The sequence below is a fragment of the Pseudoalteromonas sp. genome (assembly GCF_041629635.1).
GTDB lineage: Bacteria > Pseudomonadota > Gammaproteobacteria > Enterobacterales > Alteromonadaceae > Pseudoalteromonas.
The window spans coordinates 1-12,565 of the sequence record NZ_JBFKMX010000037.1 but is presented as its reverse complement, the minus strand read 5'-3'; the positions used below and the strand labels follow the sequence as shown (position 1 = coordinate 12,565).

The 12,565-nt window shown below is 40.2% G+C and carries 14 protein-coding genes; 5 read left to right on the top strand and 9 right to left on the bottom strand.

Annotated features, from left to right (window positions below; genetic code table 11):
• The 5 genes from ABYD77_RS07580 to ABYD77_RS07560 are packed head-to-tail and all read left to right on the top strand — an operon-like array spanning position 1 to position 3,865.
• Positions 1-588 carry an SIS domain-containing protein gene (locus ABYD77_RS07580; RefSeq protein WP_372768567.1) on the top strand — a complete coding sequence of 196 codons (588 nt, stop codon included), beginning with the start codon at positions 1-3 and terminating at the stop codon, positions 586-588.
• The gene (gene dolP, locus ABYD77_RS07575; RefSeq protein ID WP_372768565.1) at positions 588-1,151 is read left to right on the top strand and encodes a division/outer membrane stress-associated lipid-binding lipoprotein; all 564 of its coding nucleotides are present in this window, start codon (positions 588-590) and stop codon (positions 1,149-1,151) included. The genes ABYD77_RS07580 and dolP overlap by 1 nt, the downstream gene beginning before the upstream one ends.
• A gap of 48 nt (positions 1,152-1,199) precedes the next feature.
• Positions 1,200-2,168 carry a TRAP transporter substrate-binding protein gene (locus ABYD77_RS07570; RefSeq protein WP_372768563.1) on the top strand — a complete coding sequence of 323 codons (969 nt, stop codon included), beginning with the start codon at positions 1,200-1,202 and terminating at the stop codon, positions 2,166-2,168.
• The gene (locus ABYD77_RS07565; RefSeq protein WP_372768561.1) at positions 2,152-2,616 is read left to right on the top strand and encodes a TRAP transporter small permease; all 465 of its coding nucleotides are present in this window, start codon (positions 2,152-2,154) and stop codon (positions 2,614-2,616) included. The genes ABYD77_RS07570 and ABYD77_RS07565 overlap by 17 nt, the downstream gene beginning before the upstream one ends.
• Complete coding sequence (locus ABYD77_RS07560; RefSeq protein ID WP_372768559.1) at positions 2,603-3,865, top strand: TRAP transporter large permease; 1,263 nt, start codon at positions 2,603-2,605, stop codon at positions 3,863-3,865. The genes ABYD77_RS07565 and ABYD77_RS07560 overlap by 14 nt, the downstream gene beginning before the upstream one ends.
• A gap of 51 nt (positions 3,866-3,916) precedes the next feature.
• Here ABYD77_RS07560 and ABYD77_RS07555 read toward each other — a convergent pair whose 3' ends face one another.
• The 9 genes from ABYD77_RS07555 to ABYD77_RS07515 all read right to left on the bottom strand — a co-directional run bounded on the left by ABYD77_RS07555 (position 3,917) and on the right by ABYD77_RS07515 (position 12,400).
• On the bottom strand, positions 3,917-4,339 hold the full coding sequence (locus ABYD77_RS07555) for a ClpXP protease specificity-enhancing factor (protein ID WP_372768557.1): 423 nt from the start codon (positions 4,337-4,339) through the stop codon (positions 3,917-3,919).
• Positions 4,339-4,962: a stringent starvation protein SspA gene (gene sspA, locus ABYD77_RS07550; protein WP_372768555.1), complete on the bottom strand. Its 624-nt coding sequence runs from the start codon at positions 4,960-4,962 to the stop codon at positions 4,339-4,341. Before sspA ends, ABYD77_RS07555 begins: the two co-directional genes overlap by 1 nt.
• A 77-nt stretch (positions 4,963-5,039) precedes the next feature.
• On the bottom strand, positions 5,040-5,777 hold the full coding sequence (locus ABYD77_RS07545) for a cytochrome c1 (RefSeq protein ID WP_372768553.1): 738 nt from the start codon (positions 5,775-5,777) through the stop codon (positions 5,040-5,042).
• Positions 5,774-7,039: a cytochrome bc complex cytochrome b subunit gene (locus ABYD77_RS07540; protein ID WP_372768551.1), complete on the bottom strand. Its 1,266-nt coding sequence runs from the start codon at positions 7,037-7,039 to the stop codon at positions 5,774-5,776. The genes ABYD77_RS07545 and ABYD77_RS07540 overlap by 4 nt, the downstream gene beginning before the upstream one ends.
• On the bottom strand, positions 7,039-7,629 hold the full coding sequence (gene petA, locus ABYD77_RS07535) for a ubiquinol-cytochrome c reductase iron-sulfur subunit (RefSeq protein WP_372768591.1): 591 nt from the start codon (positions 7,627-7,629) through the stop codon (positions 7,039-7,041). Before petA ends, ABYD77_RS07540 begins: the two co-directional genes overlap by 1 nt.
• Before the next feature lie 414 nt (positions 7,630-8,043).
• Positions 8,044-10,119, bottom strand: coding sequence for a TonB-dependent receptor plug domain-containing protein (locus ABYD77_RS07530; protein WP_372768549.1), 2,076 nt, complete (start codon positions 10,117-10,119; stop codon positions 8,044-8,046).
• Between the two features lie 210 nt (positions 10,120-10,329).
• Positions 10,330-10,719, bottom strand: a complete 390-nt coding sequence (gene rpsI / locus ABYD77_RS07525) for a 30S ribosomal protein S9 (protein WP_372768547.1) — start codon at positions 10,717-10,719, stop codon at positions 10,330-10,332.
• 11 nt (positions 10,720-10,730) lie between these two features.
• Positions 10,731-11,159, bottom strand: coding sequence for a 50S ribosomal protein L13 (rplM, locus tag ABYD77_RS07520; RefSeq protein WP_274763356.1), 429 nt, complete (start codon positions 11,157-11,159; stop codon positions 10,731-10,733).
• Positions 11,160-11,704: 545 nt separating this feature from the next.
• Positions 11,705-12,400, bottom strand: coding sequence for a hypothetical protein (locus ABYD77_RS07515; protein ID WP_372768545.1), 696 nt, complete (start codon positions 12,398-12,400; stop codon positions 11,705-11,707).
• Positions 12,401-12,565 lie beyond the last annotated feature (165 nt).

Here is a 12,565-nt window from a genome sequence, read left to right as displayed (position 1 = left end):
ATGCAAGAACTCGTTAAAGAAATTTACACTGAAAGCATTCAAGCTCAAATAGCAGCCGGTGAAGCGTTACCCGGTGCATTGGAAGCAGCCGCCTTTACAATTGTGCAAAGCCTTATTAATGGTAATAAAGTTTTATGCTGTGGCGGCAGTAACAACCATATGTTGTCTGCACATTTTGCCAATTTATTGGTGAATTTTTACGAAACTGAACGACCTTGCTTGCCTGCTATTGCACTTAGCAGTGAGCTTACGCACTTATCTAGTTACGCAACTCCCGCTATAAATGATAATTTTTCGCGCCAAGTACGCGCTTACGGCCAACCTGGCGACCTTTTAGTGGTAATTACCGTAACTGGTAATGAAAAAGAAATTATCAGTGCTGTGGAAGCTGCGTTGACAAAAGACATGCAAGTGATAGTGCTTAGCGGTAATGACGGTGGTGAGTTAGCGGGCTTACTTGGGCCTAATGATGTTGAAATACGCGTACCATCAAAACGTCCCAGCAGAATTATCGAGTCTCACTTATTTAATATTCATTGTTTAAGTGAATTAATCGATTTAACCCTATTTCCACAGGATGATAGTTAATGAAGCTTAAATTCGCTTGTATTGCGTCAGTATTACTTTTACAAGGTTGCAGCGCTGCAATTGTTGCTGGTACAGCAGGTGCTGTAACCTCAGCAACAGATCGCCGAACGCTTGGCACACAAATTGATGATAATAATTTAGAAATTAAAGCAACACTCGCACTAAAAGACGATGATCAACTGGCTAAATTTAGCAACATTATTGTCGTGAGTTTAAACGGTCGCGTACTATTGATTGGTCAAACACCTACCACTGAAATGCGCGCAAAAGCAGAAAGCATTGTAAAACCCATTCAAGGGGTTAAAAAAATTCACAATCAAATTCGTATTGGTAATATTACCGGTATAAGTACAAAGACACACGATACGTGGTTAACCTCAAAAGTTAAAACCATGCTAGTTTCTGAGGAAAAAATCAGTGCAAATAACATTAAAGTTATTACTGAAAATGGTGAGGTTTTCTTAATGGGCTTAGTTACTGAGACAGAAGCCAATTTGGCAGCTAATATTGCTCGTCATGTCTCTGGTGTCGAGAAGGTCATAAAAGTATTTGAATATCTCTAAACCAAAAGGCGCTATATGCGCCTTTTTTAATAAAATAAGAATAATAAAATGCGCATTACCTTACTTCTTATACTGTTTTTAATTCCATATTTACTGTCCGCAAAACAACATATTGCAACCCCTTACAGTGAACGGGTTTACGTTACTCAAACAACTAAAGAGTTTATCTCTGAGCTAAATAAAGAGCTCTCTTTAGACATTGTCTTTCATGGCGGTGAAAGCCTTTATAAGCACAACGAAATCTATCGTGCAGTTCGCACTAATCAAATCCAGTTTGGCGAAATTTTTATTGCGCAACTTAGTAATCATGCCGCAATTTTCCAGCTGGATAATCTGCCCTTTATTGCTTCCAGTTTTAGCGACGCGAAGCAGCTTTGGCAAGTGCAACAGCAAGAGTTGAAAACCCGTTTAGCTAAAGACGGCTTACATTTATTATTTGCAAACCCATGGCCAACTCAAGGTTTATTCACTCAAAAAGCTATCACTTCAAGCGAACAATTAGCGGGTTTAAAAGTTAGAAGCTACAGCGCAATCACTGCAAAGTTAGCCGATCACTTAGAGATGATCCCAACCAGTGTATCAAGCGCAGAAATAGCGCAAGCATTTGCCGCTGGCATGATTGAAGCAATGATAACCTCTCCTGCAACAGGCGTTTCTAGCCGTGCTTGGCAATTTAGTCACTATTACACACCGATCAATGCTTGGATCCCGAAAAATATGGTGATCATGAATCGTCAGGTTTATTCCAGCTTGTCACAGCAAGACAAAAACAAACTTAAAGCGATTGCTACTGCATTTCAAAAGCTTGCGTGGCAAAGGGCTGAGCAGCAAACCACACTAATGACAAACCAGCTCCAACAGCAAGGCATACAAATATCCCCAGTGACACAGCAACTTACCCAAGCACTCAATAGTGTAGGTAACAAAATGGCAGAAGAGTGGCAAGCAAATGCAAGCGATAGCGAAAAATTAACTTTCAAGCGTTATTTGGAGGCTAAACATGTTCAGCCAAATTAATCGCTTTAATGCGCTGCTAAGTGTGCTGTGTATTTTTGCTATTTTTACCCTTGTCTTACTGCATGTCATTTTGAGAATAGTTAATTTATATATTCCTTCGCTTAATGAGATTTCAGGGTATTTATTGATCTGCAGTTTCTTTTTGGCATTGGGGTACAGCTTTGAACAAGCCAAACATATTCGCGTTTCGCTAATATTTGAGCTCAATAACCCCAAGCTAAGTCATTTAGCAGAGCTCATAAGCTATGCGCTTGCCACTGTGGTGAGTATTTTTATCTCGTATGCACTGTTACAACTCACGCTCGATTCTTATCAATTTAAAGAAGTGTCTAGTGGTGAAATCGCAATTTTAGAATGGCCTATTCAGGCTATATTAGTTTATGCCAGCGTGCTAATGACATTGACCATAGGCTTTAAAGGATGGGAGGTGCTTCGTGGACATCGTTAGTTTGAGCGCTATCTTAGCGATTGTTTTTGCTCTATTACTACTCACCGGTGTTTGGATTAGCTTCAGCCTAATTGGTGTTGCACTAATTGCCCTCATGCTAAATAACAACACTGCTATTGAATTGATTTTTGCAGGCACTGCATTTGCCCATTTAACCCCTTGGTCACTTATCGCACTACCCTTATTTATTTGGATGGGTGAATTACTTTATAAAGCTAAGGTTGCCGATGATCTATTTAATGGCTTAAGCCCATTACTCGAGAAACTTCCAGGTGGGCACCTACATATTAATGTTTTTGGCTCAGGTATTTTTGCTGCTCTGTCAGGCTCTTCGGCGGCAACTGCAGCCACCATTGGTCGAATGACAATTCCTGAACTAAAAAAACGTGGCTATAACGAGCAAGATATTTATGGCTCACTCGCTGGTTCTGCCACTCTTGGCCTGTTGATCCCACCTTCTATTATTCTGATTGTGTACGGTGTCGCAGCCGATATCTCAATAGCAGATCTGTTTATCGCGGGTATTCTACCGGGCTTAATCTTGCTGTTAATGTTTTCAAGCTATATTGCCATTCGTGGTTTTAAACAGCCAAAAGCGACCTTTCAAGCTACATCTAAGGGTAGCCCTTGGCAGCTTTTACCCATTATTTCGCTGATTGTGTTTGTTATATCTGCGATTTACTTTGGTATTGCCACGCCTAGTGAATCTGCAGCACTCGGAATTGTCGGTAGTTTTATATTGATAAAAGCGAAGAAGAAATTGTCGTATAGCTTGATAAAAGAAAGTCTCTTAGATGCTGCTATGACTAGCGCAATGATATTATTGATTTTGCTTGGTGCAAGTTTTGTCACAATTGCTATGGGCTTTTTACAATTACCAGCAACGCTTGCCACTTGGATTGCAAGTTTAGAGCTCAGTACTTATCAATTGCTGTTTTGCCTTACTTTGGCATTTATTATCTTGGGGCTATTTTTAGATGGGATTTCCATAATCGTGCTAACAGCAGCCATTTTATTACCGATTGTTGAACTTGCTGGCATCGACCTCATTTGGTTTGGTATTTATCTAGTTATTGTTGTTGAGATATCACAAATTACGCCTCCCATTGGCTTTAATTTATTTGTTTTGAAGTCGCTTAGCAATGCGTCACTTTCACAGCTTGCACGTGCATGTGTACCTTACTTTATAATTATGCTTATGATGTTAGGATTGTTGGTGATGTTCCCACAAATAGTGATTGGACTATAAAAGATTAAATTTAGAGATAAAAAAACCGGCTTCGCCGGTTTTAAAACGTATTTATTTAATCACTTTCAAATGCGAACCACGCTTTTTCGGTGGTTCATCATTGGTATCACCCTCTGGCTTCGCCTCATCTAAGAGACTTTCTTCATGCTCTTCATACTCTGAAAAGTCTTCAGGTGTAAACACGGTGCCTTCACCATTTTCGCGTGCGTAAATGGCAAGTACTGCACCAACAGGTACAACAACACGCATTGGCTGACCACCAAAGCGAGCATTGAAACTCACTTCGTGATTATCCATATGAAATTGAGCAACCGCAGTTGGGTTGATGTTCAGTACAATTTGTCCGTCTTGCACAAATTGCATAGGCACAATCACATTGGGAAAGTCAGCATTAACAACTAAATGCGGTGTACATTGATTGTCTACAATCCAATCAAAGAAAGCGCGAAGTAAATAAGGACGATTAGAAGTCATTAAAGTCTAATCTCACGCTCAGCTTCAGTTAAAGACGCTTGGAAAGACTCACGCTCAAATAAACGCATCATATAGTCTTTCATTTCCTTGCTACCTTGACCTGTAAGTTCGATACCAAGCTCAGGTAAACGCCATAATAATGGTGCTAAGTAACAATCAATTAAGCTGAACTCTTCGCTCATAAAGTAAGGCGCTTCACCAAAAATAGGTGCTACTGCTAGTAGGCCTTCAGTTAATTCACGACGTGAAGTTTCAACATCAACACCTGCTGTGATTTTCTTTGCAAGGCTATACCAGTCATTTTCGATGCGGTGCATCATTAAACGACTACGGCCACGCATCACTGGGTATACAGGCATTAATGGTGGATGAGGAAAACGCTCGTCTAGATATTCCATGATGATGTTTGCTTCGTATAAACCAAGCTCACGATCGATCAGGGTCGGTACTGTGCCATAAGGGTTAATTTCGTGTAACGCTTCTGGCAAATTGTCCTTTTCTGCTAGGTGAATATCAACACTCACGCCTTTCTCTGCAAGTACGATACGTACTTGGTGGCTATACATACAGTTTTCACCTGAAAACAGTGTCATCACAGGGCGCTTATTGGCAGCTACAGCCATGCTTTCCTCCAGTATATTAAAAACAGCAATAGGGGCTTAAGCCCCTATTACAAATTTTGTGCTAAAAAGTGTGCAAATTAATGCACATCTCTCCAGTATTCTTTCTTCAGTAAGAACGCAAGGATAAATAGGATAACTAGGAAACCTAATACCTTATAACCAATTGCTTCTGACTGTAGACGTGTTGGTTCACCAACATACGCTAAGAAATTAGTTAAGTCACGAACAGCGTGGTCGTACTCATCGTCGCTCATCTCACCTGAACCATCAGTTGTGATTTCAACTACTTTCTGAACTTTAACACCGTGCTCTTCAACTTCTTCAAAACGTGCCGTTGGTACACCTTGCAATTCTTGCAATACGTGCGGCATACCTACCGATGGAAATACAGAGTTATTTACACCAAACGGGCGACTTTCATCAACATAGAAAGACTTCAGGTATGTGTAAACCCAATCTGCACCGCGAACACGTGCAACTAATGTTAAATCTGGTGGCGCAGCACCAAACCACTTAGCCGCATCGTCTTTTTCGATTGCGTTAAGAATGTGGCTACCTACTTTTGAACCATCAAAAATAAGTTGCTCTTCACCCAGTTTTGTTGGGATACCGATATCACGGAATGTACGCTCATAACGCTGGTATTGCATTTGGTGACAACCAAGACAGTAGTTCATAAACAACTGTGCACCGCGCTGTAAAGACGCTTTATCCGTAAGGTCATGGTTCGCATCTAGTAATGGAACCGATGGGCCTGCTGCCATAGTTAGAGATGGCAACAAAGCGAATAAACCAATAATTAGCTTCTTCATCATTTCGTTAACCTCTCTGGCAATGGCTTAGTATTCTCGTTTTTACTGTAGAAGAACAGTAATACGAAGAACATAAAGTAAGTTACAGTTGTAATTTGTGATAACACAGTCTTAAAGTCAGTCTGTGGTGTTGCACCAATCCAACCAAGGATTACGAAAGTAACAACGAACTGAGCAATATTAAGCTTGTGGAAGCCACAACGGTAACGAATTGATTTCACTTTACCACGGTCAATCCAAGGTAGTAACGCAAGTACTACAATTGACGCACCCATAGCGACAACGCCTAATAGCTTATCTGGGATAGCACGTAGGATTGCGTAGAACGGTGTAAAGTACCAAACAGGGAAAATATGCTCTGGTGTTTTCAGCGGGTTAGCCGCTTCAAAGTTAGGTCTTTCTAAGAAGAAACCACCCATCTCTGGTGAGAAGAATACAACCCAACAGAACAAGATTAAGAAACCAACCACACCCATAATATCTTTTACAGTGTAATAAGGGTGGAAAGGAATCGCATCAACGATATCTTTCTTACTTGTATAGTATTCGTGGAACTTGAATTTAGCTTTATCTTCTTCAGCTACAGTGCCTTTCTTACGTTTAATTTCAACGCCATCAGGGTTGTTTGAACCCACTTCGTGAAGTGCGATAATGTGTAGGAAGATTAAGATAACAAGTACTAATGGTAGTGCGATAACGTGAAGTGCGAAGAAGCGGTTAAGCGTTGCACCAGAAATAACGTAGTCACCACGGATCCACTGTGTTAGGTCTTCACCGATTACAGGGATTGCACCAAATAGCGAGATGATTACCTGCGCACCCCAGAAAGACATTTGCCCCCAAGGTAGTAAGTAACCCATAAATGCTTCAGCCATTAGCGCTAGGAAGATAAACATACCGAATAACCACAGTAGCTCACGTGGTTTCTGGTAAGAACCGTAGATCATGCCACGGAACATATGTAGATATACAACTACGAAGAATGCAGATGCACCCGTTGAGTGTAGGTATCTTAGTAACCAGCCGTATTCAACATCACGCATGATGTATTCAACTGATGCAAACGCACCTTCTGCAGAAGGAACATAATTCATTGTTAACCAAATACCGGTAACGATCTGGTTTACTAGTACAAGCATGGCTAGTGAGCCAAAGAAGTACCAGAAGTTAAAGTTTTTTGGTGCTGGATATTGAGCAATGTGCATATTCCATACGCGAGTCATCGGAATACGCTGGTCAATCCAATCGATAATATTTGCAAACATTACGCAGCCCCTTCTTCACCACCAACTAAAATAGTAGTGTCATCAAGGAAAATGTAAGGAGGGATTTCTAGGTTTAATGGCGCAGGTACAGCTTGGAAAACGCGGCCAGCCATATCAAACTTAGAACCATGACAAGGACAGAAGAAACCATCTTCAGTACCTTCAACCTTCTCACCAAAACCACCATTAAGGAAAGTTGGTGAACAACCAAGGTGAGTACAAATACCTACAGCAACAAAGATATTCTCTTTTTGCGAACGGTAAGTATTTTTAGCGAACTCAGGTTGTTGTGGCTCTTCAGAGTTAGGATCACGAAGTTGATCTTCGTGAGCTTTCATCTGCTCAAGCATTTTTGGTGTACGATTGATAACCCAAACAGGCTTACCTCGCCACTCAACACGAATTAATTGTCCTGGCTCAAGCTTTGAAATATCAACTTCTACAGGCGCGCCTGCAGACTTTGCTCTCTCACTTGGGTTCCACGACGCGATAAAAGGAACAGCAGCCCCTACAGCTCCCACACCACCAACAACAGAAGTTGCGATAGTTAGAAAGCGACGGCGGCTATTGTCTACTGGCGCATTGCTCATCCACTCATCTCCACTATGATTCTCAACACTTGCCATATCGAGAACATCAGTTACAGCAGTTTAAATTTTGACTTTACAAAATAGGTGCGATCATAAATAAAAGCCTTGATTAAAACAAGGTTATACGGGTCTTCAAGCACAATTAAATTGTATTTTAGTTCGATTTATTTGAAATCACGAACGCACAGCCTAAAACTGTGATAATTCTGTGCTTTTGCAGAGCTTACCCAAAAATAGGTATGCGAGTCCTGATGGAGATCAAAACCCTGCAGAAGTATATGTGAAATTCAAAGTCATTAGTCGCTAAATTATGCTTTTCTTGCCACTTTTGATGCATGCCAGAGTATAGCAACCTGCGGGAGGATTAACCAATGAAATAAGCGAGGAAATTCCTCGCTTTAGACTAATTTGTGACTAAAAAGTGAAACTAAATCCAACGGAAGGGCGCATTTCAAAGTCATCGCTCTCCTCGATTAAAATCAAATCATCGGTCGATTTTACTTTGCTGTAATCAAGATCAATGTACGCGGTATTGTCTTTGGCATATAAATTCATTACTTCCAAAATGAGTAATGCATCTAAACCAAAGAAGTCTGTTTTGCGTTCAAACCGCACATCTAAACGATGATATGTATCAAACCGTTCTGAAAATGGTTCGCCGTATTCTGGTAAAAAACTGCCTTCAAATTCAGGGTTTTCTCTAACACCTACGATAGGTGTGTAAGATTGACCACTGCGCGCTGTGAAGTTAAATCCACCATTCCAGCGTTCACTAATTTGATAATTAAACACCATGTTAAACACCAGCGGTGTATCTGCATAATAATCACGGGTGATATTTAGGCGCTCATCGGTACGCTCACTTTTGCCATAACTTAAACTCATCCAACCGTACCAGCGATCAGTTTTGTTTTTATTTATCAATAAATCGACACCATAAGCTCTTCCCGTAACATCATTACTATAACGTAAATATTGATCAGCATCTTTTTCAGTTAGTGCTAGCGGCAAATCACCCATGGTTTTGTAATAGGTTTCAATCGACCAACTCCAATCATCGGCCAAAAACTGCTGATAACCTAAAACAGACTGGTCCGCAGTTTGCGACTTTAAGTTAGGGTTTCCTGTATCTTCTAAAATCGTGCTGATATCTTGTAAGCGGTTATAGGAACCATATTTTACCCAAACGGACTGTTCTTGATTGAGATGATACGTTAACCCTAAGCGAGGATGGATAAACGACTCGTCGCTGTAATCATTTTTTTGATGCTGCACACCAATATCAGCTATTAACGAGTCTGTTAATGTGTATTGATAATTTGCCCCAACAAAATAACTACCAATATCCACCTCTCTTTTCCCTGTTATGCGCTCTCCCTTAGCAAGTTCACAATCTGGGTCAAGTTCGGTACATACATATAAAAAAGTATCGTATTCATAACTAATCGTTTTATCAAAATACGCTGCATCTAAAGTAAGTAAGTCATCACCTGCAATAGTAAAATTTAATCGTCCTTTATAAGTGATTAAATCTTCTTTTTCTTCTTCAAAATAACCTTTGGGAGTTATTGAACTCCGGCCATAATCTAAGCGGCCTGAATGTGTTAACGAGCCAACACCAAACTTAGCTTGATAACCTTTACCATAATGATCCCAAATAATATTTTGGCTATCAAATGCCCGTGCAAACTCAGCATCACCTTGAAAGTCAGGATTTTTAAGTGACAAATCAGCCCGTTCACTAAAGCTTGCAGCAGCATTGTCTTCAGCACCTGTAAACAGCACGCTTAGCACATTATTAACGTTAACATCCCAAACAAATTTGCTTTGGTAATCGTAATCATCAGGCGCATCATTTACGGTAATGCCTGTGCTTTCACCATCCTCGTCTTCAATTTCATCTCCTTCAGAGAAAAATAACGGCAGTGTACTTTTGCGCCCAGAAAGATAAAATGCGATATCATCAGTTATCGCCCCCTCTACAAATACACCGGCCTTAAACATGGTAAAGTCAAGCGTGGTTTTAATATTCTGATTCTTTGGGTTACGCAGTGTGACATCAAAAACAGCACCGGTCGCATCACTAAAGCTGGTGCCATAACCTGCGGAATAAAGCCTGAAATCTTGCACTAAGTATTTGTTAAAAATCGAACTACCAAAATCATGAAAAATATAACCCGCAGGCATAAAATCAACTTCAAAGTAGTTATCATCTGGCGAAGAACCACGCACCGCAGGCTCCCCCATTGAACCGCCTGCGGCAACGACACCTGGCAATGCATACACAGCAAGTAATGGATCGCCTAAGGCACCGGGCATATTAATTAACTTTTCAGCATCTTCGGTAATTTCGGTAAGTACACTTGAACGCTTTGAAACTACTTGAATACGTTCGATTTCTGTTTTTTCCGCTTGTTTTGCAACAGCACAATTAGCAACAATCGTAGCAACTGCCATTGCCACCAGCGACACGCGTTTAAAAGAAGCCATATCATTTCCTTGATACAATTTTGTCAGTAAAGTAAGTAACGTGAGAATCTTACTGCTTTACACTGTAAGTGACTGTGGGAAATTGTTGATAAATGTAGCGTGGCGTAACAAGGCTTTTAGAAAGTTGATAACAACTGAAAACAAGGAATTTTAGGCAATAAAAAACCCGAGTAAAAACCCGGGTTTTGTAATTCTTGTAAACGTAAAAAATTAACGTTTTGAGAATTGAGTGTTCTTACGTGCTTTCTTAAGACCCACTTTCTTACGCTCAACTTTACGAGCGTCGCGAGTAACAAAGCCAGCTTTACGAAGTGGTGAACGAAGTGTCTCGTCAAACTCCATAAGCGCACGAGTAATACCGTGACGGATAGCACCCGCTTGACCAGTAGAACCACCACCAGCAACAGTGATGTAAAGGTCAAACTTTTCAGTCATTTCAACTAGTTCTAATGGCTGACGAACAACCATGCGAGAAGTTTCACGACCGAAGTATTCTTCGATAGAACGTTGATTGATTACGATGTTGCCAGTACCTGGGCGTAAGAATACGCGAGCACTTGAACTTTTACGACGACCTGTACCGTAGTATTGATTTGCCATGTGTTAGCTCCTTAAATGTCCAGTACTTGAGGCTGCTGAGCTACGTGAGCGTGCTCTGCACCAGCATATACTTTTAGTTTACGGTACATTTCACGACCTAGAGGGCCTTTTGGTAACATACCTTTAACTGCTTTTTCGATAATCATTTCAGGCTTTTTAGCTTGAAGTTTTTCGAAGTTAATAGACTTAAGGCCACCTGGGAAACCAGTGTGAGCATAGTACATTTTGTCCTGAGTTTTGTTACCAGTAACAACAACTTTCTCAGCGTTTACTACGATGATGTAATCACCAGTATCAACGTGAGGAGTGTACTCAGCTTTATGCTTACCGCGTAGACGGCGAGCGATTTCAGTAGCGATACGACCTAAAGTTTTGCCTTCAGCGTCAACTACGTACCAGTCACGTTTTACAGATTCTGGCTTAGCAACAAACGTTTTCATTTATTAAAAATCCAATGTTTACAATTTAAAAACCACAAGCAGAAATTCTTCTGCTGCTCTATTACACTTGCTTCAACCCCTTCGAGCTCAAGACTTAAAACCCTCAGCTGTGGCTAAACTAACCGAGGTAGAACGGTAAGTGGCGGACGCGGAGTATAGCAAGGCCTGGATAGTTTTTCTACTAATAATTTGAGGAAAATAAAGGTTTTCATTGTCTTTCTGGACTTGATTCACAATCTTGGAAGTTTAGTGGTGGTAATAGCACTTGAGTTGTTACAAGCATTTGCCTCCTTGCGCATATCTTGTGTCATCCATGACACACTCGTTCATTCTTTTTAAACGGCCAAAAAGAACGAACCAAGAAAAAGCCGCCCCATAAATCAAACTATTTCTTCAAAAGAAATTTAAATATGAACATAAACGCCATGAAGCGGCATCCATGCCTCAGCATGACTTGCTCGACCGCTTCGCGCACTATCTCGCATCATTCATTTAAATCCTTTTTTCAGGTTTGATTAAAGGGGTAAGGCTTTCGACATCAGCTTTTAATTGTGAGTAAAAGATTGCAAATCTTTTATCGCATTCTCAATAATTTTTTCAGAGTTTATTGCCAATTGCTCCACCAGGTTTTGCTCCCCAGAGATATTACTACCCTCAACTGGTTCTTTTATGTCACCTTCTGCTGTGTCTTTCTCTCTACAATACTCTCTAATAAAATCTCTGTGAGCAAACTTATTCTCCCCAATAACAATGTACCCAGTGTCCTTATCTTTCAAATAAAAATTAAAAAGATTAATTAGCGATTCTCTCGTATCTTTTTTCATCAATAAATTGGAATTAGTTCTATCTTTTAGGGCATATATAAGCTCAGCATGTGCAATACTTTGACGCTCTAAGAAGTCATAAATGATTTTTCCATAGCTCCCATTTTGCACTTGTACTAACTCTTTAAACTCGTATAGCTTAATTATGAGAGGGTTATTGAGCTCTAATTGAGATATCTTTAATGCACTTTTTGCCAAGTCATTACTTTGCTTTGCAATCCAGAAAGTCAAGACAGCCACAAAGAAAGTCAAAACAGCTACGGCCAGTGTAGCTATTGCAACATCTAAAGAATCGTCCAATCCCATTTCGAATACCTTTAAAAATATAGGGGAATATAGCATTACTACAAACAGTACGAATTCCCAACCAAAAAATCTTTCGTCAATTTCAGTAACTTTACTTATAAAGGATTCCATTATCCATGGTTTCCCTCTGTATCAAAAAGCAATATTAAAACAATAATTTAACCCTATTTAAACTATTAAATCGACTAACGGAACTCTAGGGGTAAATCTTGCACTTTGCAGACTTAAACGCTGGCACCTCATCTCCCCCTTAAATCAAACCTGAAAATGAGGTTT

Coding starts and splice junctions, on each gene's coding strand:
- ABYD77_RS07580 (WP_372768567.1), top strand. CDS start 1: ATGCAAGAACTCGTTAAAGAAATTTACACTGAAAGCATTCAAGCTCAA.
- dolP (WP_372768565.1), top strand. CDS start 588: ATGAAGCTTAAATTCGCTTGTATTGCGTCAGTATTACTTTTACAAGGT.
- ABYD77_RS07570 (WP_372768563.1), top strand. CDS start 1,200: ATGCGCATTACCTTACTTCTTATACTGTTTTTAATTCCATATTTACTG.
- ABYD77_RS07565 (WP_372768561.1), top strand. CDS start 2,152: ATGTTCAGCCAAATTAATCGCTTTAATGCGCTGCTAAGTGTGCTGTGT.
- ABYD77_RS07555 (WP_372768557.1), bottom strand. CDS start 4,339: ATGACTTCTAATCGTCCTTATTTACTTCGCGCTTTCTTTGATTGGATT.
- sspA (WP_372768555.1), bottom strand. CDS start 4,962: ATGGCTGTAGCTGCCAATAAGCGCCCTGTGATGACACTGTTTTCAGGT.
- ABYD77_RS07545 (WP_372768553.1), bottom strand. CDS start 5,777: ATGATGAAGAAGCTAATTATTGGTTTATTCGCTTTGTTGCCATCTCTA.
- ABYD77_RS07540 (WP_372768551.1), bottom strand. CDS start 7,039: ATGTTTGCAAATATTATCGATTGGATTGACCAGCGTATTCCGATGACT.
- petA (WP_372768591.1), bottom strand. CDS start 7,629: ATGAGCAATGCGCCAGTAGACAATAGCCGCCGTCGCTTTCTAACTATC.
- ABYD77_RS07530 (WP_372768549.1), bottom strand. CDS start 10,119: ATGGCTTCTTTTAAACGCGTGTCGCTGGTGGCAATGGCAGTTGCTACG.
- rpsI (WP_372768547.1), bottom strand. CDS start 10,719: ATGGCAAATCAATACTACGGTACAGGTCGTCGTAAAAGTTCAAGTGCT.
- rplM (WP_274763356.1), bottom strand. CDS start 11,159: ATGAAAACGTTTGTTGCTAAGCCAGAATCTGTAAAACGTGACTGGTAC.
- ABYD77_RS07515 (WP_372768545.1), bottom strand. CDS start 12,400: ATGGAATCCTTTATAAGTAAAGTTACTGAAATTGACGAAAGATTTTTT.